This window comes from Bacteroides difficilis (assembly GCF_048319815.1).
In the GTDB taxonomy this organism is placed as follows: domain Bacteria; phylum Bacteroidota; class Bacteroidia; order Bacteroidales; family Bacteroidaceae; genus Bacteroides; species Bacteroides zhangwenhongii.
Window position 1 is genome coordinate 3,105,414 of sequence record NZ_CP182814.1, and the last position, 25,928, is coordinate 3,131,341.

The window sequence follows — 25,928 nt, forward strand, 5'->3', positions numbered from 1 at the left end:
AGTGAAGAATAAGTATGGCGATAAGAAAGAATACGAATCCCCAACCGATGGAGCAGCGAGAGGAGAGACCAAGATTTTCTTGGGCTATCCCGAGTCGTGACAGAGGAAGACAAAGTCAACAGATGGACCTGCAGCCAGAGATGCGTGACCTGCTCATGCGCAATGGTATGCAGGCGCATGTGGTGAGCAATGGCAGCGGCTATCAGCTTGTGGTGCAAGGCCACGACAGTCCGCTGCTCACCTATAACATCACAGAGAAGCAGATGTTGGCTCTGACCGACTGGGGAACGAATCATGCCAACAAGTTAGCCTACAATACCTTTACGGGCATTGTGGGCAACGACTTCTATATGCCCAAGAACTTCGTCCATGCACGCAATGCCAACGGTCGTGTGGCCATGGGACTGCACGGTTATCGTGTTGGTATCGGCGAGTATGGACGAATGGGGCGCATCGGAATGCCACCACCCTTTTTAGGTTGGACACCACGCAGTCAGGATGGATTCCATCTTCGCAGAGTTGGAGGACGATTGTTCTTCCCCGAATCCCCGATTGTGCCTGAACGTTGGGACGGCAGAATGAAGCCTGGGGAGTTGCAGAGCGGCGGTTACGGGTTCTACTATAAGGGGCTGCAACAGAGTTATAGCCCTCAGCAACAGGATGTGCTGAAAGATTTGGAAGGAATCATAACGCCTTCCGTCAACAGACCAAGAAGCACAGAACCTGCCAAGCCCTATAAAGAACTGATTACCTCGCCTGTCTATTTCACCAATGAGAAGTGGCAGGAGTGTTTGGCATCGCATGGCATCATCATTGATGAAAGTGCGAAGACGTTGACCATCCAATCGAACAGCGTCAATGCCGACATGGTGTATGACCTGACGGATGAGGAAGTGAAGAAGCTCACCTCCAACTCCATCAAGGAAGTGCCCGTCGTTCAACGCTTGGAGTTGTTGAATGGCATCATCAAGGACGACTTTGCTGACAGAATCCTGATGGACACACTGAACAGCAGGGAGCGCATCGACCTGCATCTGCATCCCGAACTTGAACAGGAGTTGCAGCAGAGACAGCAACAAGACGAGGAACGTTTGCTTCCTTTGGAAGAGGAAGATACTGTCAGACGGGACGTGTTGCAAGGTGATGCCATGGTGAGAGGTGAAGACCTTGCCTTGATTAATGAGAACAAGGGTTGGTATCGTGAGGGAGCGCACGGACGTGAGGTGGAAGTCGGCGATATTATGGTGGAGAAAGTACCTCCAGCAGAGGGAGAAAAGAAAGGCGAAGCCAAGTATCGCATGACCGCCATCATCAATGGTGAAGCTATCACGCACGAAATCAAGCAGAAGGACTACGATAAGTTCTTGGCAGTGGATGACTACCATCGCATGAAACTGTTCTCCAAGGTATTCAATGAGGTGGATATGAAGACACGTCCCGAAGCCAATGCCGGACTGGGTACGAAGATACTGGCAGCACTGACGGCAGGAGCGGTCGTTACGGCTGAGGTTGCTCATGACATGAACCACCATCACCACCATCCTGCCCCGGAGTTGTATGCCGAGCATCATGGTGGTCCACGTCCTTACTTCAAACCTGGTGTGGATTCACCACAGGAGATTGCGGCAAGGTACTTTGAGGCAGAAGCCAATCATGTTGCTACGGAGATTAGACGAGGATATTAGCCCGAAAGCAAAACTTTCGGGAACGGTGGCTCTATATACGACAACATTGACAACAAAGGACAACAAAACAGCAAGACGATATGGCTGAAAAAGGGAAAGCGAACGAGCTGACATACGATGACTTTCTGGACAGGTTGAGCATACAGGAAGTGCTGGTGGACGCAGGTTATCATCTGAACAAGAGGGATGGCTTGCGTTATCCGTCGTATGTGCGTACTGACAGCGAGGGCAGACGGGTACGTGGCGACAAGTTCATCGTCACGCAGAACGGAAAGTGCTGCTTCCAACCGCCGCAGCAGAAGGTGTATAACGTCATTTCTTTCATCAAGGAGCATCCTGAAATGTTTTCAGAGAACAAGGCTGGAATGTCTCCTGACCGCCTTGTCAACCTTGTCTGCAACCGACTGCTCAACCAACCCATCGAGGACAGACCATCGAAAATCGTAGAACCGAGAAAGGACAGCAAGCCATTCAACCTGAATGACTACGACATCCACAAGTTCAATCCGCAGGACAGGGAAACACAGAAGAAGTTTTATCCCTATTTCAAGTTCCGTGGCATTGACCTCTATACCCAGTACGCCTTTCATCGGCATTTCTGTCTGGCTACCAAGCATCGGACGGATGGACTTACCTTTGCCAACCTTGCCTTTCCGCTTGTACTGCCCATGGCACCCGACAAGACCGTGGGCTTTGAGGAGCGAGGACGACCGAAGATGGACGGCAGTGGCGGCTATAAGGGCAAGGCAGAAGGAAGCAACAGCAGTGAAGGACTGTGGATTGCCAACCTGACGGGGAAGCCGTTGGAGAAAGCCAACGAGATTGTATGGTTTGAGAGTGCATACGATGCCATGTCAGAGTATCAGATAAATCCTGTGAAGATGGTGTATGTATCTACGGGCGGTACTCCTACTGAAGGGCAGATGCGAGGACTACTGTCCGTCACTCCCAACGCAAGGCACTATTTGGGTTTTGACAAGGATGATGCCGGACGGCAGTTTGTGGCAAACTTCAGGAAGGTTGCAACAGAGATGGGCTTCCGTCATGAGCACGTGCAAGCTTATCATCCGTTGGGTTGCTACAAGGATTGGAACGATGCGCTACTCAACAAGAAGTCTGCGGAACTGATTGCAAAAGGCGAGCCAGACACCTTTGACTATGCCGAGTTCATCGCAGCAGGCAAGGCAGAAAAACAAAGGGAAAAAGAAGAAAAGAACACATATCATAGAAGCGTATGAGACAAGAAGATAATAGCATCATCACCTTGCGCCCCAGCATCGGGCAGTTTTTCATCAACGAGCTGCCTCTGTTGCTGTTGTGCGTGGCAATGCTCCTATTCGGAGGATTGCCCGGTTGTGCGTATAGCACCCTGTTGCTTGTCATCACTCTCTTGTTCTCCCTCTGTTTACTCTACCGATTCATCTATCTGAGGAGCATCCGCTACCATATAGGGAGCGAGCAACTCATCTGTGAGCACGGAGTGTTTCAGCGGAGCGTGAATTATATGGAGCTGTACCGAGTGGTGGACTTTGCGGAGCATCAGACCTTGATGCAGCAGTTGTGCGGACTGAAAAGCGTGACCGTGTTGTCGATGGACAGGACGACTCCAAAGTTGGAAATGACCGGCATCAAGAACAGCTATGACGTGGTGAGTGTGATACGAACAAGAGTAGAAACGAACAAACGAAGAAAGGGCGTGTATGAGATTACGAATAGATAAGATTTGGCTCATTGTCGTGGCATTGGTACTGAGCGTGCCGTCAGCCCATGCACAGATTGTGACAGCCAACCCTTTGGAATGGATGGCACTGGCAGAGGGCAACGAAGCCATCAACGGTGAGATAGAGAAGGAAATCAAGGGTCAGACCAAGACAGCCCTGTTGCAGAACACCATCGCCGCAGAGTTCACAAAGATACACGAATGGGAGAAGAAGTACAACAGTTATCTGAAAACCGCCAGCGGTTATGCCTCTTCCCTCAAAGCCTGTACCTATCTGTACGACGATGGTGTGAAGATATTCATCACCTTGTGTAAGATGCACAAGGCCATCAGCAACAATCCGCAAGGCATCGTCGCCACCCTCTCGATGAACAACTTGTATATGGAGACCGCCACGGAATTGGTGTCCGTCTTCACACTGCTGAAAGATGCAGTCGCCAAGGGAGGCAAAGAGAACATGCTGACTGGTGCGGAAAGGAGCAAGACGCTGTGGGCACTGAACGACAAGCTGAGTGCCTTCAGCAAGAAACTGCATCGGCTCTACCTCTCCATCCGCTATTATACGTTGACTGACGTTTGGAACAGCGTGACGGCAGGGATGATAGACCGCAGCAATGGGGAGATAGCAGCTCAGGCTTTGGGACGGTGGAGACGGGCGGCGAGAGTGAGTGGAGAGTGACAGACCGACAACGGAATTGTCGGGAACGGTGGCTAATCATAAAGAAAATAAGATATGAGAGTTATAGTTGTTTATTCCATATTAATGTTGTCATCCTTTGCAGGAGTGCGGGCGCAGAACGACCCGACTCTTGCGGGGATGATTCTAATGTATACCAATAAGGCAGAGAAAGAACTGAAGAACCAGGAGAAGGTGATGCTGTTGCAATCCACCGGCCATATCTGGACCAAGGAGGAAGTGGAAGCCACTACCGACCTGCAGCGGGAGTTCAACAACTATTTGGATTCCTTTCGTTCCATCGTCAGCTATGCCGCACAGATATATGGTTTCTATCATGAGATAGGTCAGTTGGTGGACAACATGGGAGGATTGGTGGCTCAATTAGATGCCCATCCAGCTAATGGACTTGCCGTAGCCCTGTCTGCCAAGCGCAACAAGATATACCGCGAGCTGATTATGAACAGCATCGAGATTGTGAATGACATCCGCACAGTATGCCTGTCGGGCAACAAGATGACCGAAAAGGAGCGTGTGGAGATAGTCTTCGGCATCCGTCCCAAGTTGAAGAAGATGAACAAGCAGTTGAAACGACTGACGAGGGCGGTGAAATACACCACCATGGGCGATGTCTGGATGGAGATAGATGAAGGGGCAAGACCCGCCAAAGCGAACAAAGCCGAGATAGCGGCGGCTGCCAAGAGGCGGTGGAAGCAGGTGGGCAAGAACGTAAAACCGTGATTAAAAAACGATAAGATATGGGATTTTGGAGTTCATTATTGAAATATGGTGGCAAGGCTGCACGAGGTACCGGCCATGTCATCGGAGTAACTGGAAAGACCTTAGGCAGCGCAGCACTCCACCCGCAACGCACCCTTATGGGAGCTGGCAAGGCTATGCAGACAGCCGCAGTGGGTAGTGCCGCAGGCTATGTGACATGGGAGAAGCTGACCACAGACAAGAGCGTGGCACGCATAGTAGGTGATGCTGTCATCGGCGAGAATGCCACGGAAGCGGTGGCGCAAACTGCCAACGATGTGCAACGTCTGACGGGCAAGGCTGGTGAAGCCGTTGATGCGGTGAACACTGTAGCCGGAAAGATGGACATCCAGTTTAGCGGTATCAGTGACTTCTTCCGGAATATGTTTGGTGGCGGAGGATGCGACATGATAGGCAATCTCTTTGGCAATATCGGCAAGGGTAACGTGTCAGGTATGAGCATCGTCGGACTAGTGGCTGCCGCATTCATGGTATTCGGACGCTTTGGTTGGATGAGCAAGATTGCGGGTGCCCTGCTTGGAGCGATGATTATCGGGAACAACTCTAAGGTGGCACAAGCTCTGCCTAACGGAGGCGGCACGTCTTCGCATGGGCAGAACATGGAAGAGGCAGAGACTCAGAACAGAGGGATGAAACGATAACCAATATACAGCGATATGAGATATACAGAAGAAATGATACTACGCTCATCGAGCGGCTACTGTATGCCGTTTGAGGAGCCAACAAAGCAGGACGTGCAGATGTCCTTGGGTTACGGAGAGCAGAAGCACCCCGTGACGGGAGAAACATTCTTCCATCACGGCATAGACTTCTCGGTGAACCACTACCTGCTATCGGCGGTGGCCACAGGAACCGTGTCAGCCATCGGGTCGGACGCGGAGCATGGCATCTACCAGACCATCCGCTACGGCAAATACGAAGTGACTTACAGACACCTCTCCAATGTCTTCGCCAACTTCTCCCAAAACGTCAAGGCCGGTCAGACCATTGCCATCAGTGGCGACATGCTGCACATGGAGGTGAGGTTTGACGGAGAGGAAATCAATCCGTTGGAATTCCTCACCATGCTCTACGGCAACATCAAGGCATTGGAGAACAATTCCAAAATGGGCATCAATGAACTGGACATGAACATACCTTCACCCTACGACACCGACCATCAGGAGATAGAAACATTGATGCTCCGCTTCCTCCCCTCCTATTTCGAGGACCTGCAGCAGGGAGCATATAGTCTGCCTGAACATACGGAGCAGTCATTAAGAAACATCTTCTCGTTGGGAGCGAGCAAGCATTACTTCTACGAGACCATACCGAGCATGGCTAATCCCTTGGGCATCGGCAACCGCTGTATGCCTTTGGCGGCTAAGGTGCAGAACCTGCTCATTGCCGACTTTCTCAACTATCTTGCCATGCGACATCAGGTGTATCTCTCCACGATGGACGAGGTATTAAAAAAAAACTCCAAGAGCAAGCCCTGACGCATGACGGCATCATTGATTCTCTTGCCGATTTGGACGTGGATATCCAGAGCTTCGACATACCGAGGATGGTGAGCGTCTATCCCGACCGGGCTGGCGTGAGATGGTGGACAAAGGCATGGTTCAATGGCAAGGAAGAGGGAGAACCTTCCGTGGAGATAGAGGAACGTATGGCTGTGCAGTTCATCCACCGCCAAGTGGACAAGGACGCATGGTTGGAGGAACACTATCCTAAGCAGATGGAGATATATCACAATGCCATCGAGCAGACAAAGGAACAGATATTACAGCAGTATAATATATAAAAAGGTATATGGCAGTAAAGAACAGTCAGCGATTCGCAGAGATAGAGCGTCTGATGGGCGACTACTTCGGGTGTCACCTTGCCCCCGTGATGGGCAGGGTGCAGCGGGACTTGTCCAACAGACAGGCAGACGAGATGCGGGCCTACTCCAACAGTACGGCTGGCATCCTACGCTCATTGGCCACTGCCAATATGCCCGGTGATGACCCATACGCCACTCTGAGGATTACAGGCGAGTGGAACAGCAAGACCACAGAAGACTATCTGGCGATGTGCAAGGAGGCTATTGTCGGCAACAAGGACATGCAGCGTGACCTTGCCGTGATGGCTGAGGAATGGCGCAAGGCAGTGGTGACGGAGATAGGACGAGAACGGTACGATGCACTCTCTAAACAACTCGGTTGTGATTTGGCATACGCCTATATCGAACACTGCATGGAGCAGCTGATGATAGAAAAACTGGTGAAAGACCGTATGCCCAAATCCTCTGCCGACTATATCATCCGCAAGGCGGCACAGAGCAGTCTGTTCGGTCTGCCCTACGAATTGAACAAGTCACCGCTTGCCGCAGAGATAGAAGCCAGAGGAGAGGCAGCCTATAAGCCCTCTCGGACAGAGAAGGCGGCGGGATGGGCTGCCGGAGCGAGTGCCGATGCCGTGGCCATGGGAGGTATCGACTCATGGGCGACCTTCGCCAAGTTTGTCGGTATCGATATGGTGATGAATGTCGGCATGGAACGCCTTGGCAAAAAAGGCAGCAGCCATGAGGTCAGTGTCGAGGAGTGTATCAGCAAAGGAGTTTTCGGTACGGACACCAACGTCTTCGCCTCATTCCGCAAGCAGGCAAAGGTCATCAAGAATCACGAGAACAGCTATATCAAGGCTACCAACAGCCATTTCAAGAACAAGATTCCCACGAGCAATATCACATTTATGGATTGGACGAAACAAACTGAACATACCTCATTCCCATGGAATAAAGGTACGTTCCTTGACCCTCAGAGAAACGAAGCAGCCAAACGTACAGACAAGTACAAGGATGTGCCCTTGATAGTCGCACCCGGACAGGAAGACGAGTATCTGGAGGTTAAGGCGAGACTTGATGCAGAGGCTGAGAAGGAGAAGAAAGCAGAACCGCAGGAAACTCCTGATTCATCGACTGAAGAGGCAACAGCATCTGTAGAACCGCCAGAGCAAGCCGCCTTGCAGACCAATGAAAGCGGATGGGACGGACTTTTACAGAGCTTCGGGCTGAACGGCTTTTCTGACATTGGCAAAAACCTTGGCTATGTGTTGGCAATGCTGCCCGATGTACTGGTGGGACTGTTCACGGGCAAGACGAAATCGCTGAATATGGACAATAGCCTTCTTCCTTTGGCCTCCATTGTGGCTGGAATGTTCGTAAAAAATCCCATACTGAAGATGTTGTTGATGGGTATGGGAGGTGCCAATCTGCTCAACAAGTCGGGACATGAGGTGCTGGGCAGAAAACAGCAGGAAGGCATTGCACCAACTGTGGTGGGTTCTGGTGCGCCACGTGTGCAGTACCGACAATATCCTGATGAGCCACTCAATCCTCGCATCAGCAACCCGATGCTGCAAGGGCGATGTCTTGTTGCCAACATCGATAATGTGCCATGTACCATCCAACTGCCAGACAGCGTGATTGGGGCGTATCAGTCGGGGGCATTGCCACTGAATACATTGGCTAACGCCATACTCGCCAAGAACGACCAAATGCGAAATATGGCAGCAGTGCAGTACGAAGAGCAGGCACGGGAGAGCGTAGTGCGACCGAGGGGGATTCAGTGAAGCCCGACAACAAAATTGTCGGGAACTGTGGCTTGGTAAGCCAATTATAGAATGTGATTGAGATAAACAAAAAGATAAAAGCATGAAAGAGAAATCAGATTTTGAGAAGCGGGCGGCAGAGAAACAGGTGTCGCTGCTGACTGAGGCACTGACGAGTGCGGTAGATGCCAAGGGACATTGGTTGAACGCAAGCGGTAAACTCTATCCGAAGCTCTATCCCAAGGGCTTTTCGGTCAGTCCGTTCAATGCCCTTGTCCTTGCCCTCGACTCCGATGCCAAGGGCTGCAAGAGCAACCTGTTTACGCAGTTCTCCGAAGCCAAGGCACGGGGTGAGAGCGTGAGGGAACATGAGAAAGGCGTGCCCTTCCTGTATTACAATTGGAACAAGTATGTCAACCGCAACAATCCCGATGATGTCATTACCAAGGAGGCATACGCAGAACTGTCGGACCAGGACAAGCAACAATACAAGGGAGTGAAGAACCGTGAGATACGTGTGCTCTTCAATATCGACCAGACCCTCCTGCCAATGGCTAACGAAACTGCTTACACTACGGCCTTGAAGAAAGACGGCACGATGGAAGACAGAGGGTACGGCGATAAGGAGGACAAGCAGCTGCATGGGCGCGTCAACGGATTCCTTCAGAAGATGAAGGACAACCTCGTGAATGTCCGTCAGGACGGCACAGGTGTGGCGCATTATGACACAGAGAAGGATGTTATCTACCTGCCACGGCAGCGTGACTTTGAGCATTACAACGACTATGTACAGGAAATGATGCGTCAGTTGGTGTCTGCCACCGGTCATCAGCAGCGGTTGGCACGTGAAGGCATGGTCATGAAGAACGGCAAAGCCCCGTCGGAGGATGCCGTGAAGAAGGAGAAGCTCATCACGGAACTTGCTTCGGGTGTGAAGATGCTCGAATTGGGACTGCCTGCTCGTCTGTCTAAGGACAGCCTGGGCATGGTGAACTACTGGACGAGGGAACTGAAGGAAGACCCTTGCCTGATTGATGCCATCGAGAGTGAGGTAAACGGTGCGCTGAAGGTATTGAAAAAAGCGGAACTGGGTGAAAAGGTGGAGTATGCAACCGACCAGCATCAGCGAGAGACAGCGCAGATACAGGGGCAGTTGCCCAGCCACTACTTTGTGGCTGACGAAATCAAGCAGCATCCCAATGAGGAGCAGCGTACCGTGGTTATCGTGCGTGATGATGCCAGTAAGACCGCAGATGTGGTGCTGCCACAGGGTGCGTCGTTGGAGGTGAACAACGAAATTAAGGGCATGAACAAGCAACGCTTCACCAATGCCTTGCAGAAAGAGGGTTATGACAACGTGCGTTTCTATAATCCCGATGGTGCCTTGGGTTTCCGTCCCGATGACAGTTATTTTGCCGACAAGAAAATCACGGTATCGAGGTTGCGCAACTGGTCTATCGAAGACCTATCCTCGTTGGATGCTTCTGAAGCCGTGATCCATAGCCGTGACATCGGTTTCGACAATGTGCAGTTGGTGAAGGACGACAAGGAGCGGTGGGCATTGTACATCAAGCCCGAAGGCAAGGAAGGCTTCGCCGTCTATCCCGACAAAGGAGACCTCAATCATTTCTTCACCACCTTGAAGCAGTCGATGGACAACATCGAGCGTGTGCGTGAAGAATTGGCACAGAAGTATTATGCCATGGCAGAGGCGAAACCCGACCTGAAGGTTGACATCTTTGGTGGCAATGAGCAGGAGGTTGATCTGAACCGAATCCAGCGTGTAGCGGTGTTTCGTGCCAAGTCGGGCGAATGTCTGTGTGCAGCCACTATCGACGGCAAGAAATTGCAGCCGAGAAGTGTCAGTCCGTCCCAATGGCAACGATTGTGGGTGGCTCCTGACAGGGATTCATACAAGCAGAGCCTTGCCGCCTCGCTGTTTGCCGATGTATTGCAGAAAGACAACAACGTCGAGCAAAGTACACAGGAGAAGCAGGAAGAAGCGACAGAGGTGAAGCAAGCAGAGACGGCTACTGTAGAGAAGCATGATGAACAGAAGGAAATGGCACAGCAGGAAGATAAGCCTTCAGACCAGAAAGAACAGGCATCAGAGCAAAGAGAAGAAAAGAAAGAGGAGAAGGAAGAAGCCAAGGCAGCCAAGGGGGCTATTTCTCCACTTGTCCAGCAATATCTTGACTTGAAGAAGAAACATCCTAATGCCATTCTATTGTTCCGTTGCGGCGACTTCTACGAGACCTACAAGGATGATGCGGTGAAGGCATCCAAGATATTGGGCATCACGCTGACGAAGAGCAACGGGCGCAAGGATGATGAAGGAAAGCCGTTGGCAATGGCAGGATTCCCATATCATGCTCTCGACACCTATTTGCCGAAGCTCATTCGTGCGGGAGAACGGGTAGCCATCTGTGACCAGCTGGAGGTGCCGAAGCAGACAACATCGTCGAAGCGTGGAATAACGGAGATGGTGTCACCTGGAAAAGAGGCTGGAAGGCCGATGGCACAGGAGAACCAGGAAACAGAACAACACACCAGTCTAAGGAGATAGGCGTATGGGAAAGAATGCAGCGTATGCCGCACAATATGCGGAGGAAGCCAAAGAACAGATGCGGAGGTATGGGATTCCTGCCTCTGTCATCTTGGCGCAAGCCATTTTGGAGAGCAGCAACGGACAGAGCCAACTGTCTCGCGAATGCAACAATCACTTCGGCATCAAGGCTACGGATTCGTGGCTGAAGAATGGCGGTGAGTATGGAGTCTATACGGATGATAGGCCCAACGAGAAATTCTGTAAGTACAAAAGTGTGGGTGACAGCTATGAGCATCACTCGCAGTTCCTGAAGCAGAACAAGCGATATGCGCAGTGCTTCACGCTTTCACCTGACGACTACAAGGGATGGACGAAGGGCATTGAGAAGGCTGGCTATGCCACTGGCGGCGGTTATGCAGCGAGTCTGCAACGCATCATTGAAGCCAACGGACTGGACAAGTATGACCGTGAGGTGATGGCTGAGATGCGGGCAGAAGGTAGGTCGTTCGGGGTGGAGAATAATCCTCGCAGAGAAGAACCTGCTGCCCATGTACCGCAGTCTGCCGGGTATTCCTATCCTGTGGAGCGAGAGGAATTTCTCTTCATCACCTCGCCTTTCGGCAATCGCCAAGACCCTATGGATGCCACCAAGCAGCAGATGCACAAGGGCATTGACATCAAGACGAACCATGAGGCGGTGCTGGCTACGGAGAACGGCGGAAAGGTGGTGGCGGTGAACCATAATGCGAACACGTCAGGAGGGAAATCCGTCACCGTGGAATACAGCCGTGAGGATGGCAGCAAGGTGCAATGCTCCTACCTGCATCTTTCCGACATAGCAGTAAAGGTAGGCGACACGGTCAATGCCGGACAGAAGTTGGGGGTGTCGGGAAATACCGGCACACGAACCATTGGCGAGCATCTGCATTTCGGAGTGAAGAGCGTATCGGCTGACGGCTCAAAAAGGGATATGGATCCATCTGCTTATCTGGCAGAAATCGGACAGAAGGGCAACATCAAGCTACAGGCACTGCATAACGGCGATGACCTGTTGGCGAAATACAAAAGTGACGTGCCGCAGGAGCAGAATGTGTCACCAGAGGACTGGATGAAGAAACTGCTTTCCTCAGAGGACAGCGGTGTGGGCATTTCGGGAACGAATGACCCTATACTTGACATGGCGATGACCACCTTCATGTCGCTGATGATGTTGGCAGCGCAGATTGACAGCAAGGATGAGGAACGACAAAAGGGACTCATCTCTGCCATGGCAGCCAACCAGCTTGTAGATTTGACCTCGCTTGTACCAGGCATGAGGCAATGCACCATCGCTGTGGGTGAGAACGGCAAGGCTGTGCTTCATGCAGAGAGCGGTACGGTGAAAATTGACCGTGAACTAACTTCCTCGGAGATGAACCGCCTATCGCTCATTTTGGGCAATGCCAATCTGTCGGAAGAAAGCAAACGGACGAAGATTGCTGGAATGGTGACAGGCATCGTGGCGACACAACAGGCTTCGCAGAATTTCGAGCAAGGGATGGAGGCTGAGAGTCAACAACAAAATCTGCAAAGGAAATGAAAAGGATAGCAAGTCATCTGTGTACAGTGTTGATGGGTATGCTGGCAGTGACAGGACACTTCATGCTTACCCAATGGCTTTTCGGTCAGACCGTGGCCATCATCCATCTCGGCTTCCAACTTATCATAGCAGCGTGGATGGTCTATGAACTGATACGTGCGCCAGTATATGATGATTGAAAAGAGATTATTGACATTGCGAAGACATTTCACTTGGACAATGGAGATGTATAATTCAAAAAGTATCGAGCAATGATCAAATGTAATGTAACAGTGTGCGGAACGGTCAGCAAGGTTGCGACCTGCCGCACGAACAAGGAGGGCAAGGCCTTTGTGAGCTTTGCCATGAACATAGTCATTCCGGCGAAGAGCGGGATTAACAAGACTATCGAGGTGTCGGTCATCAAGGACGGGACACTTACGGATGTAGGCAGCTGCAACATTGGCGAGCACATTGAGGTAGTCGGTGTATTGGTACCGAGGAAACGGGGCGATGCCCTTTATTTCAACCTGTCGGCAAGCAGCATCAGCCACCAGCCTGCCGAGGCAGAGGACTGCATCAAGGGCGTGATGGAGTTCCGCGGCAAGGTGGGCAAGAGCATTGAGGACAAGACGGACAAGAATGGTGTGCCGTACTGCCAGTTCTCCGCTTTCAGTGCAGAGAAAGTACAGGACGGATTTGAATACATCTGGGTAAGTTTCTTCCTCTTCGATGGCAAACGTGAGGCATGGCTGCAACCGGGTGTGAAAGCGAACATCAAAGGGGCGTTGTCTGTCAGTGTCTTCAATGACAAGTTGGACTTCTCCTGCCGAGTGTCGGAGATGAGCGAATATGTTCCTCAGCCCTATAATGGTTAATGACTATGGGAAAACCTTATACTAAAGAAGGTCCGAGTGCCGAAGACAAGGCACTCGACCTGTTTGCCGATATGATGATTGAGCGTATTCAGTCGCTGTCGGGCAAAGACGGATGGAAAAAGCCCTGGTTTACTGAGGGTACGCTGCAATGGCCGAAAAATCTGAACGGACGAGAATATAATGGCATGAACGCTATGATGCGTGCGCCAGTATTGGCTGCGTAATAAATATCTCTTTGGCAAGAGATTAGGTGAGGATTCGAATCACCTACTACCAACTGACTTATCCGTAGGGGAAACCCGATGGGGAGTGTAGCATGTCAGTAAAACCCTAAGTCAACTAATTGCCATGTTGCTACTGAGGGGTGAGGTAGAAAGATAGATACAAGGATGAAACCTTGATTGGTTAAACGATAGTCAAGTGGCATACGCTGTGGCTGCGTCGGAAGGCAATTACAAACGACGTATCGTAACACCCTCATTCAAAACATCAGTCTGAGTGGCAAAAGAATCGGTTACGACACACTGCAATAAGTAGAAAAAGACGAAAGTCGCATCCGAAAATCTATCGTGCTAATAGTTATTACGTAACTAAACTGGGATTACCTAAATCGGGATGCCGAAAGGCTATGAATTATAGGTTCTGAATACCCGACATGGTAACGGAGCTCTCGTAGTAGTCCGAGCAAGGGAAAGCCTTGCACATGGCGAAGGAGAGCAGTTAATAACTTAATACAAACAAAGGATAATGTGAGAGACATTATGAGAAATCCAGAGCAAGTATTAAACAATCTAATCGTTCACAGCAAAGTTTCGGATTACAAGTTCGAAAGGCTGTATCGGAATCTATTCAATGAACAGATGTTCTATATTGCTTATCAGCGCATATATGCAAAGCCAGGCAATATGACACCTGGAGCAGATGGCAAAACTATAGACCAAATGTCAACTCAAAGAATAGAAAGACTCATCGAAAGCCTCAAAAACGAGACTTACCAACCAGTTCCGGCAAGAAGAACGTATATACCAAAGAAAAACGGAAAACTCCGTCCTCTTGGTATTCCGTCCTTTGAGGATAAACTTGTGCAAGAGGTAACAAGAATGCTTCTTGAAGCCATATATGAAGGGCATTTTGAATGCACTTCTCACGGCTTTAGACCTTTCAAGAGTTGCCATACTGCAATGGATGACATCCAAAAACACTTCACTGGTGCGAAATGGTTTATCGAAGGAGACATAAAAGGTTTCTTTGATAATATTGACCATAATGTACTCATCGATATTCTCAAACTGAGAATTAGTGACGAACGTTTTCTACGACTAATCCGCAAGTTTCTCAATGCTGGCTATATGGAGAAATGGACATATCACAAGACGTACTCGGGAACACCCCAAGGTGGAATCGTTAGCCCAATTTTGGCAAACATTTATCTTGACCAGTTCGATAAGTATATCAAGGAATATGCCGAAAACTTCAACACTGGAAAAGGCAGAAGGGTCAACCCCGAGTATAACCGTTTCTGCAACAAACGTAATGCACTGAAACGCAAGCTTAAAAGCGAAATGGACGAATCTGTTAGACAACAACTAATGGACGAAATCCAAGCATTGAAAGCCAAAATGGTTACAATTCCGTACAACATGGCAATGGATGAAAACTACAAACGAATGAAATATGTTCGTTATGCAGACGATTTCCTAATCGGAGTAATTGGCAGTAAAGAAGATTGCAAGAAGATGAAAGAGGACATCACGATTTATATGCGTGATAAACTGAAGTTGGAACTTTCCGATGAAAAGACCTTAATCACTCACTCGCATGAACATGCTAAATTTCTCGGATTCGAAATCTCAGTCCAAAAGTCAAATACGCTACGAAGAAATAGCCTTGGCTTCACCCGTAGGTCTTTCCAAGGGAAGGTTGTCATATCGCTCTCTCCCGATAATGTCGAAAAGAAACTTTTGGCTCTAAAGGCCATAAGAATCAAGGACATTCAAGGAAGAAGATTATGGTGGCCCGAATCTCGTGGATATTTAGTCGGTAAGAAGGAAGAAGAAATCTTGATGCAATACAATCTTGAAATCAGAGGTTTCTACAATTATTTCTCTATTGCCAACAATATAGCTGCGGTAGGAAGCGGATTTGGCTATGCGATGAGGTTTAGCCTATACAAAACCCTTGCCAACAAGCACAACAGTACTATCAGTAAGGTAAGAAATAAATACCGAAAAGATAAGGACTTTGTGATTCCCTACAAGGATAAGAATGGCAAAGAGAAATGTGTAGTGTTATACAATCAAGGCTTTAAGCGCCAAACTATCAACGATTTTCCCGAAGTGGACAATCTGCCAAATACTTGTTGGCTTCCTGAGCCAACTCTTGTTGACAGACTTAAAACTTCATGTTGCGAACTATGCGGTCAAACTGGCAATGTAGTGATGCATCACGTGCGTAAACTCACACTTTTAAAGGGTGAGAACGAATGGGAAAAACTTATGCTCAAAAAGCGCAGGAAAACGTTAGTAGTATGCGAAACATGCAATGCGAAAATCCAAAGAGCAAGTGAAAAATAGATTGATGTTATTAATGGAAAGCCGTATACATGGAGACATGTACGTACGGTTTGGGGGCAGATATTTGGAAACCTACCACCGAAAGGTGTCAAGGCGTCGAATATCGAGCCTACTACTCCTGCATTGCGAGAAGGAGGGCTACAAGATTCCTCGCTTCTGTACCTTCGACCGCATACAGCAGTTTAACAAAACTGGCAAGAAAGACGAGGAACAGAAGCCTCGTGTGTCGGTATTGAAGGGTGAGCATTCTTTCCCCGTGATGCTCACCACGTTTACGGTGGTCAATAAGGAAACAAAAGAGCACATCAAGTGGGAGGACTACAAACTGCTCTCTCAGGAGGAGCGCGAAAAGTACAATGTATATCCAAAGCTTCAGACTTACCATGTATTCAATGTGTCGCAGACCAACCTGAAGGAGGTCAGACCAGAGTTTTGGGAGAAACTGGAACAGGAATACTCGATGCCTAAGGTGGAGAAGGACGAGCAGTTTGCCTTTGAACCCGTGGATAGGATGATAGCGGACAACCGTTGGATATGTCCCATCAAACCCATGTTCGGTGATTCCGCCTATTTCTCCATCAGCAAAAACGAGATTGTGATGCCGGAGAAAAGGCAGTTCAAGGATGGGGAGTCTTTCTACTCGAACCTTTTCCACGAGATGGGACACTCAACGGGTGCGGAGGGACAGTTGGACCGCATCAAGCCCGCTACCTTCGGCTCGGCAGAGTATGCACGCGAGGAACTGGTGGCAGAACTGACGGCTGCGCTGACCGCTCAGCGATATGGCATGACGAAGCACTTGAAGGGAGATTCGGCTGCCTATCTAAAGTCTTGGCTGGATTCGCTGAAAGAGTCGCCGCAGTTCATCAAGACCACGTTGCTCGATGTGAAGAAAGCCACCTCGATGCTCACGCAGCATATCGACAAGATTGCGATGGAGATAGACCAGGAGAAAAAGGCTGAGCAGACGGAAAATGTCGGCAATGAGGAGAAAATGGAGGGAAGTAAGGATGCCGGGCAGGTATATTACGCTTCCGTTGCCTATCTCCAATCAACGGATGACACATCGGAACTGGATAAGCTGAAAGATCGAGGAGACTATGATGGACTGCTGAAACTTGCCAAGGATTACTATGACGGTAACGGCATGGACGAGAAGCAGACCTACAGGAAGCCGTGCCAGAACAGAGGCGATGACCTGTTGATTGAGGACAAGGACTTTGCAGTGGTATATAATGGCAGTGTCGGTGGCACATACGAGGTGTTCCTAAAGCATACGGAACAGGAGATACGGGACCATATCACTCGCTATGGCATAGGACGTGCCAGTGAGGACGTGAAGGCTGTGGCGAGGGAGATGACCGCCGAAGAGTTTTCGGAATTGGCGCAACGAAAGATGCCGATATTCCAGATGCCAAATGGCGGTCTGCTGAACCTGCAATATAACAAGGATAAGGATAGTCTGGATGTGGGGACTGTGACCAATGCAGGACTCTCAGTGAAACACTCCTTCCCTTTCAGTCATGACCATTCTATGGATGCAAACATCAGCTCTGCGTATGAGCAACTGCTCGACATGGAGGAGTACCAGAAGGAAGAGGTACAAGAGGAGCACGTTGCCAAGTCCGCTTTCCGAAGATGAGAGTAGTATCGTAGTATATACTAATCGTAGGCTTTACTACTCATAGTAGGTACTAACAATAGTCAGCCGCAAGGAGTATTGTCCCTGCGGTTGCTTTGGTTATGGAGTTACTTTTGACAGTCTCTTATCCACTCTTTCCAATCTATGTCATCAACAGTTAATTCTTTGGTCTCCCAATCGTAGTCGATGTTTGGCAAATTGGAATATGGGAAATAGATGCTATACCCGATTTGCCCATAGGAGCAAAATAACGGAGTGACTGCGAGTTCTCGACCATAGTAAGAGGATGGTTGAAGATAGTTCCTCCAACAAAAGCGGTCTCGTTTAATGCAGCGGCAGATATGCCTGATAAGTTGATTTCTGTCCATTATCTTTTGTCTTTGGGGGTTATCATATGATGTTCACTTCTTTTCCATTCTATTCAGGAAAGTCTGTAAATCCTCGTCTGGAATGCTCTTCAGTTTCACCGGCTTGAAACCGTCCAATTGCTCCACTTGAAATATCTCGTCCACTCCATATTTGGAGCCATCCACCTTTACGCTCTCCATTTCTTTGACGGAGGTATAGCCATACTCCGTTTCATGCAGACCGCATACGATGGTGAATAACGTGGTGTCGTTACCTTCCTGTTGCCCTTCAAGTACGAACCAACGGACGTGTCCGATGAAGAATATTGCCACACAAACGGCATCCTTGCCTTTGCCGTCCTGTGAGTAAAGAGGATAGGATTTCAGTCTCTCCTCCAACGTGGGTGTAATCAATCTGCTTGCCATAGTCAATCGTTGTTAAGTGTTCTGTAATACATTCTGTTTTCAACAAGGTGTTCGATGGTCTCTGCTGCCAATCGGCACACCCACTCGTTACGCTGGTCATAACGACCTTTTTGATAGTCGTTGGCAAGGCGTTCCAAGAAGGCAAACACCACCTTGCCCTTTTCGTTGATGAGATAGCGATGGTCATCTGCAAGGGCATTGCCTACCTTGGCGGCTGAACCCATCTGACCGTTTACGAACCGTGAGAAGCACTCGATAAATGCCTTCTCGTTTTCTGATAATCTGTTGTTCATATCCTTTGAATTAAGAGTTAAATACTTGCCTGATAATAGATGTTTGGCTCACTGCTGACGTTGTAGATGTAAGCGTCTCCGCGATTCTATATAGTGTATTAAAATAAAAAGGCTAATGATCCCTTTTTAGTCATTAGCCTTTTCCCATCTGTCAGGAAGCAGTTCCCTGTATTTTTCAATTGGTGTGTTCGGTTGCCATTCGGCTGTTCTGTTTATCACATCCGTGAGATACTCAAATAGATTCACTTTATGCATCCTACAAGTGAGTGCTATCGTATAGAGTATGGCGCCTCGTTCGGCCCCCTTATGGCTGCCGAAGAACAATGAGTTTTTTCTTGATAAGGATATGTACCGGTTCATCCGTTCAACCATATTGTTGTCCAGATAAGTGTCACCATAATTAAAGATGTCCACCACTGCATTCCACTCATTGCGAAGATAGGTAATGGCTTCCTGCAGTTCGCTCTTAGGTAACAAATCCCCCCGTTCTTCTATTTCATCAAGCACATCTTTTATTTCTCCGAGTATGTCCGGCGCATACTTTTTTCGATGCATAAGATTCTGTTCTACCGTCCATCCCTCAACCCCAACTTTATGCTTATGCTCGTTTTGATAAAGTGCGTTTATCAGCTCCACGATCCTTTTTGCATCCGGGTCCTTCTCACCGCAATCTATAAATTTACGTTTTATATGTTGCAAGCACGGGATGCGTGTGATATTGGGATAAGCATCGCTTTCGAGCTTCCGGTAAGGTGAGTAACCATCGCTTTGTATGATACCTTTGCAACTGCCTAATTCGTTAAGAATAACTCTTTCAGACCGGGAGCCGTCATCATAGAGCAAGTATATCATCCTGGTGTTTATGCCGACAACCACCCAAAGATATCCCTTCCTGACTCCTTTTCCCTTGCTGTTCTTTTCCGGGACGAGTATTTTGTAATAGGTTTCATCGGCTGCCTTATAAGGATCACTCAAAGCTGTCTGCCGGATGCACTTATAAAGATTTTCGAAGAGGCTTGAGGCTTTTTCTATCAACTTATGAGCCGTAGGTTTCTTCAGCGTAAAGCCATGACTCTCGAAGTAGTTGATGATTCTTTCAACAGGTAGCGATTGTATATAACGTAATTCCATCAATCCGGCAATAAATGAACCGTCATAGCTGGAATTCAAGAAGGCCGAAGCCGGTGTTTTTCCCTCAAACAGGCGACCTTCTTGCGTATAGGTGTGTATCTTGTAGACATGCTTGATGAAGCGCATGGGTACACATTCATAGCGGACGCATATTCTGGGAACAGTGGTAAACAACCGGGCCTTATTGATGTCAAAATCGGGATCATCGGGATAAACGACATGTTCTTCTTCCTCCATCTCATAATGCATGTCACGTTTGGCCCCATTGTTCTTTCTTGCTTTACGCTTATCTGCTTTTTCCGCTTCTATCTTCTGCCGCTCTTCTTCGGATATGGCAGATTGGGGAGCCTGTTGCTGTTCGGATGTGTTGGATACAAGTTTGGCGAGTCCCTTAGTAAGGCGCTGTTGCTTGCTAAGAGATTCGCCTTTTTGAAGGAGTGCCTCTTTAAGGGAAGAAACCTCCTTTATCAAAGCATCTATTTGGTCCAAGAGTCTGTTGTTGTCATCTCGTAATCCCTTGATTTGTTCCTTCAATAACTCTATGATCTCATCCTTTTTCATGGCATAAAGATATAAAAAATCAACGAATTGGCCAAATAAACCGGATGATATCTTTAGCGCAAATAACTAATAATCAAAATGTTGAATTAGATCCTAAAACGCTTTCTCAACCGTACAGACTTTAATGACACTCCATTTAAGATAAAAGACAAAACCTGATAAGAAATCTCGTAATTGCCTGTATTGGGGTTAAATGTCGGTAACTCAAAACTTCCACCTTCGAGGCGCTTGTAGTACAGAAGAAAGCCATCGCCATCCCAACGCAGTATTTTTACACTTTGTCGGTTTTTACCAAAGAATAAAAAGATATCTCCGGAAACGGGAGACAAGTCCTTCATTTCCGATCGTATAATTTTGAATAAACCGTCAATGCCAAGGTTCATACGAACAAAGCCCTGGTACAGATAGTATCGATTGGCTGATGTTAGAGAATACATGGATCTCCCTCCTTTCTTTCGTAATCGCGCAACATTTTAATCACACCACCGGGTGTGGCCCGTTTGACCGAAATGGTGGTTCCACTGTTAAAGGTGATTGTGATCCCGGCAAGACTAAACTCTTCTTCCGACAACATGGCGGGTGCTATTTGAGTGAACGCAGGAGAGGTAGTGCTCAGTGGGGACGGTTCAACGCCGCCATAATAATCACGGACCACATCTGCCTTGGCTTGTTTAACGCTATAGCCCCGTCTGGACATCCAGGAACTCATACCACCAAAAGTGGTATGCTGATCGCGGCAAACATCGGCTAAAGAACAATTGTAGTCTACTTTCAATACTTCAAGGAAATGTTTCCAAGTTTTTCCAAATCGATTTTCTGCTAAATCCATAATGCTTCATTTTTATACATAGCAAAAATATAAGAATGAAAAAAGGCCGACAAGATAGAATCGCGGAGACGCTTACTTGTAGATATAATCTCCGCAACGCACCAACAAGGCATCCATGCCATAGTAGATGCGCTTCATGCCTTTGATGCTTCCGCTCTTGTGAAAGTTGGGGAAACGGCTGATATTGCACTGCTTTCCTTGTTCTTTGCTCAATCTTCTTGTCCTCATATCGTTTAATGTTTGAATGTTCAACTTGTTTTTAACTTCGTTGAAGAAACTCACACTCAGCATAGTGAATATATTCCCTCTACGTTCGCATAACCGTTTCTTTCTTCCCTCCTTTTGAAGCCTTTCGGCTCCGCTTGCCGGGAACAGATTTTTCGTGCATCAAAAGACTGCGGAATGAGGGCGATAAGGCAAGGAAACAGACAGAGGAGTTAATGAAATACCCAAATCTTTGATTTGCGGAAAGCTGTCGTTCAGTCCTCTGCCTGTTAGCATGGCGGTACTTGACCATTCGCCCGGGCAGTAACTTTGCAAAGAAAAATGGGCATCGGCAAGTGGACCTGATAAAGCGAATAGAAAAAAATGTATATAAAAGGGAGAGAGCTTATCCGTCACGGACAAGCCCCCTCGCTTAAAATTTATCAATGAAAAAAAGTTTTAGTGCTCTTGTTCGGAGCTGTATGTCTGGCTATAGATACAACATAATTCTGGTATGGCGGTTCGCCTCATTGGGCGAGTAATCGTCAATGCCGCCATCGAAAATCTGAGAGATGGTGCCACTTTCCATACCACGTTTCATCAGTTCCTCTGCAATGAATCTGGCACGGGAACGGCTGAGGTTATCATTGATGGCTTCACTGCCTGTGGCACTGTCGGCAGCGCCGATGACCTTAACTTTCAAGCCATATTTCTTGGCGATGCGTGCTACTTCGTCGAGATTGACGAGCTGCGACCTGTTGAGCAACCTGTCAGTGCCAAGTTCAAAGAAGAAATAGATGGGCGCACCTATGCAAGCCTTTCCTGAGTGGATGAGCGATAGGTAATCGTCTTCCGGCTCACCTTCAGCATTGCCATATTCTTCTGTACAAGAGGCGGACTCCATGACCTTTGTCTTTTGACCATTACCATACTTGTCTCTCATTCTTGCACGCAGCGAGTTGAGACCGCTGTAGTCGTTTCGAGGATAACCGTTTGTGACGGAGGAAGTGGCATCGTCAGAAAAGAGGTGGCCGTATTTGTCCAGAAGTCCCTCGATTGCAAGAATCTTACGCAGCTGTTCCAGAGTCTGACAGTCTCGATCGTGCTGGGCGTGATAGCGGCTGTTGCTGTCAGAAAGGGATGCGGCGTAGGCGGAAAGCCATTCGTTCTGTGCGATGTACGGACGAGCGTCTATCACTCGCTTCCAGCCAGTCTTGCCAATGCGGACAGAGAGGCCGAGGGATGCGGACAGCAGATGGTCGCCAAGGCGGTGTGCCTTGCCATAGCCGTCAAAATCCTGCATGGTGGTCATGTTGCCTATCTCTGCCGTAACAGCAATGCGTGGGGAGAGATGATACAGCCCCTGTATGCCGTAGGAAATGGTAAAGGGCTTGTGGGCATTCACCTTGTTGTGCAGCATACCCACGCCCACGTATGGAATGACACACCATCGGGCAAGGGTGTGTACATCGTCCTTGTAGAGGTTGCCGAGGACATTCCACATGAAATCAGCACGAAGGTACTGGTAGTCCTGCGAGGAGTTGTTGCAGTCGTTGAACTGCATACCGCCATAGTTCAGACGACCGCCGACGGAAGGTGTGAACCATTTGCCGATCGACACGGAGAATGCCGGTTTCATGCGACCGAATAGGTCGTTGCATCCGAGCGGTTTGCCGAGGAAGACCGTAGTTCCTCCTGCCGCTTGGACAAACCAGTTGTCCGTCCACGGCGAAGCGACCAATGCCCCTTTCATGTAGGAAGGTTTAAGCGGACGAAGCATACCGTCTGCCGAAAGTCTGCGTACAACGGTGGTGGTGTCCGCCGTGCGGTGATAGTCTTTGGCTTGTACGCCCAATGACAGGGCTAAGCCAAGGGATAGAATAAGTATTTTTCTCATGTTGTTCAATTTAATCTGGTGAATACTATAACAGGTGATACGTGACAGTGCCGCTTATCGTTTCTTCTTTTTGCCGGAAGAGGGGCGCATCATGCGTGCAGCCTTCATCATGCATCGGCGTGCCCAAGCGCGTTCATCCTCGTCATCGTCACGTCCCCATTTGAGGTCGGACGAACTGCCCCCACCGCCATGACCTTCGGCAAAGGTGGTGGCATCATCGACGTAGCCGAGGAATAGAAGCGTGGCACAGTACATCACCTCCGTTCCATTCTCTGCAAAGGCCTGAAGCAGGGAATCGTCAAACACGTCCTTGCCCTCATTGGAAAGCCGTGCCACACGTTCGGAGAACTCGCTGACCATGTTTTCGAGAAGGGCATTTCTGAGAACGGTGTCCGCACCTTGTCGGATAGTATCGGAATATCTGTGTGCCTCCTGCCGCAACTCCTCCGTGCGCTCTTTCATGGCGGTCATCTCCTCACGCAGGGCATCGAGCTTGCGGTCAGCCTCTGAGAGCTTTTCCTTCTTGTCGTCCAGTTTCGACTGGATAGCGGACAGTTCCTGCTCCAGCTCTTGGACTTGCTGACGGAGAGCATCAGGATTGTCGTGACCCGCAAGAATCTGCCGATGCAATTCAGCAAGTGCCGCCTCCTTCTCAGCCTTCTCCTGCAAGAGGTTGTTGACCATTGAGGTGAGTCCTTTTACTCTCCGCTCTGCCAGACGGATGTCCGACTGGAGCGAGGCGAGTGTCCGCTGATGGGCGGCGACGGACTGCTCAATGGTGGTGCACTGTTCTGACAGCTGGCGGCGGTACTCTTCGGTGGTGCGGTGGCGTGCTCCCGTCTCTGAAACAGAAGTCCCGCGCTCCATGCCCCAACGCTTGTTGACCTCGGCGAACTCGCTGTGCAGGGCTTTCATCCTGGCAGAAAACTCGTACTTGTCCTTTCCGGCAAATATCTGCTTGTACGCAAACTTGCCGTCCTTGATTGGCAAGAGGGTGCAGTGGACGTGCGGATTGGTTTCGTCCAAGTGTACGATGAAAGCGACGATGTTCTCCTCACCGTATTTGTCCGCAACAAAGCGGTAAACATCCTTTGCCCATTCCTCAATGTCCTTGCATCGGGTAAGATGCGAATTGTCCGCTCCATGAGTCAGATCCACCTTCTGGTCACCGAATGCCAGTTCCGTCATACGCTCACGAGAGCCTCCGAAGATGAAATTGACCACAGTGCGGAAGCGCGGCTCTGCCAGTCCCTCGTTGGGGTCTTTGATTCCACGGCTCCGCAGGATGTCAGCCATGCGCTCCGGGATGCTTCGGCTCTTGTCAATGGGATAGACCTTGCCGCCCCGAATCTCGAAGTTGAGCCGCTCACGGCTGCGGTCGTAGTTGCCTGTCGCTTCAGCGGATCCCCAACCCTTTTCCGTCCAACGGCGTTGGTGCTCGTTGCTCTGTGCTGTGGTGATTCCCTTAGATGGTCGGAAATCCATAACCTGTTTTGGTGTTGCCATAACCAATTTCCTTTTATGTGTGTACAACTCTCCTGTCCCCAGCTTGCTGCTTGTAAGGACAGCCTCCCGATGGTCGGAGACCAAGAGGGGTATTAGGCTACCCAAATTCCCTCATTTCCGACCAACGGGCAAGCCCGATTATTTTACAGCAATGGCAGACGTGTGAAGCACGGTGCCAGTAGAAAAGAAGAAGCGTTATACGATGATTATTAGAGGTCATTAGAGCCTATAGTAGGACAGGAAACCTCTTGGTTGGCTATAATGGCAAGGAAAGGTCGGCAGAGCGACTGGAACTGCGACTTGATGGCTGCGCTTTCCTGCTGCAAGGCTGGTGAGCTGCCATCCAATGCCAATTCTGATATTGCCTTTGCCGCCTCGATGAATGAGAGCCAGTCTCCTCCCAGGTCTTTGTAAAAGAAGGGAAGAAGGGAGGTAGCGAGGGCGTTATCTGTTTCCTGCGAAAGCACCTGATGGAAGGTGGCTTCGCAGACAGCTGTGAGTGCAGTCATACAAAAGGCGTGTCCTACAGATTCGGGAATGTTGCTTCCGCATGGCACCTTGCCAATTGAATTGCCATTGTCGGCTTTCTGCAAGATAATGGCTACTTCCTCTGTAGCATCTTCGTAGAGTTGTTCACATTCCGAGGCGCAAGCCGATGCGGACATCTTGCCGCTTCGCCATTCGTCCAATGCGGTACGCATCTTCTGGCGGAACACATCCAAGGCTGCGTCAATCGGAGAAACGGCAGGTGTCTCAGCCAACATCGGGATGGTGATGATTTGGCTCTTCGTGAGACGGGTGACGGAAATCTGGTTCATCTTCTCCAACTGCTCGATGAAGGTGCGGACAGTGGCGCGGTGCCAATGCCAGCATCCTGCCAGTTCGGTAATGGTGATTACAAACTGCCCGTTGGACAGGCTGAACTCCTGCTTGCACAGATCCTTGGGGATGTACTGTACAGAAGCCTTGTCCACAAGGTCAAGGTAGGCTTCGAGCTTCGACAGCCTTATCCCGGACCTCTCTTTCAAGAACTCCAACAGGGACATCCGTTCAGACATCTTGCCGGAACTCGTTCTATGTTTCTGTTTCTTCATTTCAATA

Annotated in this window: 25 protein-coding genes and 1 pseudogene; 16 read left to right on the top strand and 10 right to left on the bottom strand. The window is 49.2% G+C overall.

Features of this window, described 5'->3' with window-relative positions; translation table 11 throughout:
- The first annotated feature begins 14 nt into the window (after nt 1–14).
- From ACNOGP_RS11620 to ACNOGP_RS11695, 16 genes and pseudogenes are all read left to right on the top strand, one after another.
- A complete protein-coding gene (locus tag ACNOGP_RS11620) occupies nt 15–1,685 on the top strand; it encodes a hypothetical protein (protein ID WP_374690139.1) in 1,671 nt (556 codons plus the stop codon).
- Between the two features lie 80 nt (nt 1,686–1,765).
- Nucleotides 1,766–2,923: a toprim domain-containing protein gene (locus ACNOGP_RS11625; RefSeq protein ID WP_060451220.1), complete on the top strand. Its 1,158-nt coding sequence runs from the start codon at nt 1,766–1,768 to the stop codon at nt 2,921–2,923.
- The gene (locus ACNOGP_RS11630; protein ID WP_004319985.1) at nt 2,920–3,405 is read left to right on the top strand and encodes a PH domain-containing protein; all 486 of its coding nucleotides are present in this window, start codon (nt 2,920–2,922) and stop codon (nt 3,403–3,405) included. Before ACNOGP_RS11625 ends, ACNOGP_RS11630 begins: the two co-directional genes overlap by 4 nt.
- Nucleotides 3,386–4,084, top strand: coding sequence for a hypothetical protein (locus ACNOGP_RS11635; RefSeq protein ID WP_004319983.1), 699 nt, complete (start codon nt 3,386–3,388; stop codon nt 4,082–4,084). The genes ACNOGP_RS11630 and ACNOGP_RS11635 overlap by 20 nt, the downstream gene beginning before the upstream one ends.
- Before the next feature lie 54 nt (nt 4,085–4,138).
- The gene (locus ACNOGP_RS11640; RefSeq protein WP_060451221.1) at nt 4,139–4,822 is read left to right on the top strand and encodes a hypothetical protein; all 684 of its coding nucleotides are present in this window, start codon (nt 4,139–4,141) and stop codon (nt 4,820–4,822) included.
- A 17-nt stretch (nt 4,823–4,839) separates the two neighbouring features.
- The gene (locus ACNOGP_RS11645) at nt 4,840–5,502 is read left to right on the top strand and encodes a hypothetical protein (protein ID WP_004319979.1); all 663 of its coding nucleotides are present in this window, start codon (nt 4,840–4,842) and stop codon (nt 5,500–5,502) included.
- A 15-nt stretch (nt 5,503–5,517) separates the two neighbouring features.
- Nucleotides 5,518–6,339 (top strand): M23 family metallopeptidase, encoded by an 822-nt coding sequence (locus ACNOGP_RS11650; RefSeq protein WP_060451222.1) that lies wholly within the window; start codon nt 5,518–5,520, stop codon nt 6,337–6,339.
- A 68-nt stretch (nt 6,340–6,407) separates the two neighbouring features.
- A complete protein-coding gene (locus tag ACNOGP_RS11655; protein WP_174522444.1) occupies nt 6,408–6,644 on the top strand; it encodes a hypothetical protein in 237 nt (78 codons plus the stop codon).
- An 8-nt stretch (nt 6,645–6,652) separates the two neighbouring features.
- Nucleotides 6,653–8,455, top strand: coding sequence for a hypothetical protein (locus ACNOGP_RS11660; RefSeq protein WP_060451224.1), 1,803 nt, complete (start codon nt 6,653–6,655; stop codon nt 8,453–8,455).
- Between the two features lie 82 nt (nt 8,456–8,537).
- Nucleotides 8,538–11,000, top strand: a complete 2,463-nt coding sequence (locus ACNOGP_RS11665) for a zincin-like metallopeptidase domain-containing protein (RefSeq protein WP_060451225.1) — start codon at nt 8,538–8,540, stop codon at nt 10,998–11,000.
- A gap of 4 nt (nt 11,001–11,004) precedes the next feature.
- Complete coding sequence (locus ACNOGP_RS11670) at nt 11,005–12,561, top strand: glucosaminidase domain-containing protein (RefSeq protein ID WP_004319971.1); 1,557 nt, start codon at nt 11,005–11,007, stop codon at nt 12,559–12,561.
- The gene (locus ACNOGP_RS11675; protein ID WP_004319968.1) at nt 12,558–12,740 is read left to right on the top strand and encodes a hypothetical protein; all 183 of its coding nucleotides are present in this window, start codon (nt 12,558–12,560) and stop codon (nt 12,738–12,740) included. The genes ACNOGP_RS11670 and ACNOGP_RS11675 overlap by 4 nt, the downstream gene beginning before the upstream one ends.
- A gap of 72 nt (nt 12,741–12,812) precedes the next feature.
- A complete protein-coding gene (locus tag ACNOGP_RS11680; protein ID WP_004319966.1) occupies nt 12,813–13,418 on the top strand; it encodes a hypothetical protein in 606 nt (201 codons plus the stop codon).
- Between the two features lie 5 nt (nt 13,419–13,423).
- Nucleotides 13,424–13,618: pseudogene (locus ACNOGP_RS11685) on the top strand (ArdC family protein); the annotation flags it as partial.
- Nucleotides 13,619–14,179: 561 nt separating this feature from the next.
- Nucleotides 14,180–15,991 carry a reverse transcriptase domain-containing protein gene (locus ACNOGP_RS11690; protein ID WP_121765590.1) on the top strand — a complete coding sequence of 604 codons (1,812 nt, stop codon included), beginning with the start codon at nt 14,180–14,182 and terminating at the stop codon, nt 15,989–15,991.
- A 37-nt stretch (nt 15,992–16,028) separates the two neighbouring features.
- A complete protein-coding gene (locus ACNOGP_RS11695) occupies nt 16,029–17,633 on the top strand; it encodes a zincin-like metallopeptidase domain-containing protein (protein WP_183128855.1) in 1,605 nt (534 codons plus the stop codon).
- A 401-nt stretch (nt 17,634–18,034) separates the two neighbouring features.
- On the opposite strand, the gene ACNOGP_RS11700 is transcribed toward ACNOGP_RS11695, so the two are convergent.
- The 10 genes from ACNOGP_RS11700 to ACNOGP_RS11745 form a co-directional block, all read right to left on the bottom strand.
- Complete coding sequence (locus tag ACNOGP_RS11700; RefSeq protein ID WP_060451226.1) at nt 18,035–18,406, bottom strand: DUF2958 domain-containing protein; 372 nt, start codon at nt 18,404–18,406, stop codon at nt 18,035–18,037.
- 2 nt (nt 18,407–18,408) lie between these two features.
- A complete protein-coding gene (locus ACNOGP_RS11705; protein ID WP_004319960.1) occupies nt 18,409–18,699 on the bottom strand; it encodes a hypothetical protein in 291 nt (96 codons plus the stop codon).
- A gap of 126 nt (nt 18,700–18,825) precedes the next feature.
- Complete coding sequence (gene tnpC, locus ACNOGP_RS11710) at nt 18,826–20,391, bottom strand: IS66 family transposase (RefSeq protein ID WP_121765588.1); 1,566 nt, start codon at nt 20,389–20,391, stop codon at nt 18,826–18,828.
- A gap of 86 nt (nt 20,392–20,477) precedes the next feature.
- Nucleotides 20,478–20,828, bottom strand: a complete 351-nt coding sequence (gene tnpB, locus ACNOGP_RS11715; RefSeq protein WP_004296723.1) for an IS66 family insertion sequence element accessory protein TnpB — start codon at nt 20,826–20,828, stop codon at nt 20,478–20,480.
- The gene (locus ACNOGP_RS11720; RefSeq protein ID WP_121765587.1) at nt 20,816–21,220 is read right to left on the bottom strand and encodes a hypothetical protein; all 405 of its coding nucleotides are present in this window, start codon (nt 21,218–21,220) and stop codon (nt 20,816–20,818) included. The genes tnpB and ACNOGP_RS11720 overlap by 13 nt, the downstream gene beginning before the upstream one ends.
- A 72-nt stretch (nt 21,221–21,292) precedes the next feature.
- A complete protein-coding gene (locus tag ACNOGP_RS11725) occupies nt 21,293–21,448 on the bottom strand; it encodes a hypothetical protein (protein WP_165601821.1) in 156 nt (51 codons plus the stop codon).
- A 159-nt stretch (nt 21,449–21,607) separates the two neighbouring features.
- The gene (locus tag ACNOGP_RS11730; RefSeq protein ID WP_195590808.1) at nt 21,608–21,871 is read right to left on the bottom strand and encodes a hypothetical protein; all 264 of its coding nucleotides are present in this window, start codon (nt 21,869–21,871) and stop codon (nt 21,608–21,610) included.
- 43 nt (nt 21,872–21,914) lie between these two features.
- A complete protein-coding gene (locus ACNOGP_RS11735) occupies nt 21,915–23,321 on the bottom strand; it encodes an OmpA family protein (RefSeq protein ID WP_004319956.1) in 1,407 nt (468 codons plus the stop codon).
- A gap of 54 nt (nt 23,322–23,375) precedes the next feature.
- The gene (gene mobV, locus ACNOGP_RS11740; protein ID WP_060451181.1) at nt 23,376–24,827 is read right to left on the bottom strand and encodes a MobV family relaxase; all 1,452 of its coding nucleotides are present in this window, start codon (nt 24,825–24,827) and stop codon (nt 23,376–23,378) included.
- Nucleotides 24,828–25,036: 209 nt separating this feature from the next.
- Entirely contained in the window at nt 25,037–25,921 is an 885-nt protein-coding gene (locus ACNOGP_RS11745; RefSeq protein WP_060451180.1) for a hypothetical protein, read from the bottom strand.
- Between the last annotated feature and the right edge of the window lie 7 nt (nt 25,922–25,928).

Coding starts and splice junctions, on each gene's coding strand:
- ACNOGP_RS11630 (WP_004319985.1), top strand. CDS start 2,920: ATGAGACAAGAAGATAATAGCATCATCACCTTGCGCCCCAGCATCGGG.
- ACNOGP_RS11645 (WP_004319979.1), top strand. CDS start 4,840: ATGGGATTTTGGAGTTCATTATTGAAATATGGTGGCAAGGCTGCACGA.
- ACNOGP_RS11680 (WP_004319966.1), top strand. CDS start 12,813: ATGATCAAATGTAATGTAACAGTGTGCGGAACGGTCAGCAAGGTTGCG.
- tnpB (WP_004296723.1), bottom strand. CDS start 20,828: ATGTATTCTCTAACATCAGCCAATCGATACTATCTGTACCAGGGCTTT.
- ACNOGP_RS11745 (WP_060451180.1), bottom strand. CDS start 25,921: ATGAAGAAACAGAAACATAGAACGAGTTCCGGCAAGATGTCTGAACGG.
- tnpC (WP_121765588.1), bottom strand. CDS start 20,391: ATGAAAAAGGATGAGATCATAGAGTTATTGAAGGAACAAATCAAGGGA.
- ACNOGP_RS11640 (WP_060451221.1), top strand. CDS start 4,139: ATGAGAGTTATAGTTGTTTATTCCATATTAATGTTGTCATCCTTTGCA.
- ACNOGP_RS11690 (WP_121765590.1), top strand. CDS start 14,180: ATGAGAAATCCAGAGCAAGTATTAAACAATCTAATCGTTCACAGCAAA.
- ACNOGP_RS11695 (WP_183128855.1), top strand. CDS start 16,029: ATGTACGTACGGTTTGGGGGCAGATATTTGGAAACCTACCACCGAAAG.
- ACNOGP_RS11675 (WP_004319968.1), top strand. CDS start 12,558: ATGAAAAGGATAGCAAGTCATCTGTGTACAGTGTTGATGGGTATGCTG.
- ACNOGP_RS11735 (WP_004319956.1), bottom strand. CDS start 23,321: ATGAGAAAAATACTTATTCTATCCCTTGGCTTAGCCCTGTCATTGGGC.
- mobV (WP_060451181.1), bottom strand. CDS start 24,827: ATGGCAACACCAAAACAGGTTATGGATTTCCGACCATCTAAGGGAATC.
- ACNOGP_RS11720 (WP_121765587.1), bottom strand. CDS start 21,220: ATGGATTTAGCAGAAAATCGATTTGGAAAAACTTGGAAACATTTCCTT.
- ACNOGP_RS11700 (WP_060451226.1), bottom strand. CDS start 18,406: ATGGCAAGCAGATTGATTACACCCACGTTGGAGGAGAGACTGAAATCC.
- ACNOGP_RS11635 (WP_004319983.1), top strand. CDS start 3,386: ATGAGATTACGAATAGATAAGATTTGGCTCATTGTCGTGGCATTGGTA.
- ACNOGP_RS11625 (WP_060451220.1), top strand. CDS start 1,766: ATGGCTGAAAAAGGGAAAGCGAACGAGCTGACATACGATGACTTTCTG.
- ACNOGP_RS11665 (WP_060451225.1), top strand. CDS start 8,538: ATGAAAGAGAAATCAGATTTTGAGAAGCGGGCGGCAGAGAAACAGGTG.
- ACNOGP_RS11660 (WP_060451224.1), top strand. CDS start 6,653: ATGGCAGTAAAGAACAGTCAGCGATTCGCAGAGATAGAGCGTCTGATG.
- ACNOGP_RS11705 (WP_004319960.1), bottom strand. CDS start 18,699: ATGAACAACAGATTATCAGAAAACGAGAAGGCATTTATCGAGTGCTTC.
- ACNOGP_RS11650 (WP_060451222.1), top strand. CDS start 5,518: ATGAGATATACAGAAGAAATGATACTACGCTCATCGAGCGGCTACTGT.
- ACNOGP_RS11620 (WP_374690139.1), top strand. CDS start 15: ATGGCGATAAGAAAGAATACGAATCCCCAACCGATGGAGCAGCGAGAG.
- ACNOGP_RS11670 (WP_004319971.1), top strand. CDS start 11,005: ATGGGAAAGAATGCAGCGTATGCCGCACAATATGCGGAGGAAGCCAAA.
- ACNOGP_RS11725 (WP_165601821.1), bottom strand. CDS start 21,448: ATGAGGACAAGAAGATTGAGCAAAGAACAAGGAAAGCAGTGCAATATC.
- ACNOGP_RS11655 (WP_174522444.1), top strand. CDS start 6,408: ATGGTGAGCGTCTATCCCGACCGGGCTGGCGTGAGATGGTGGACAAAG.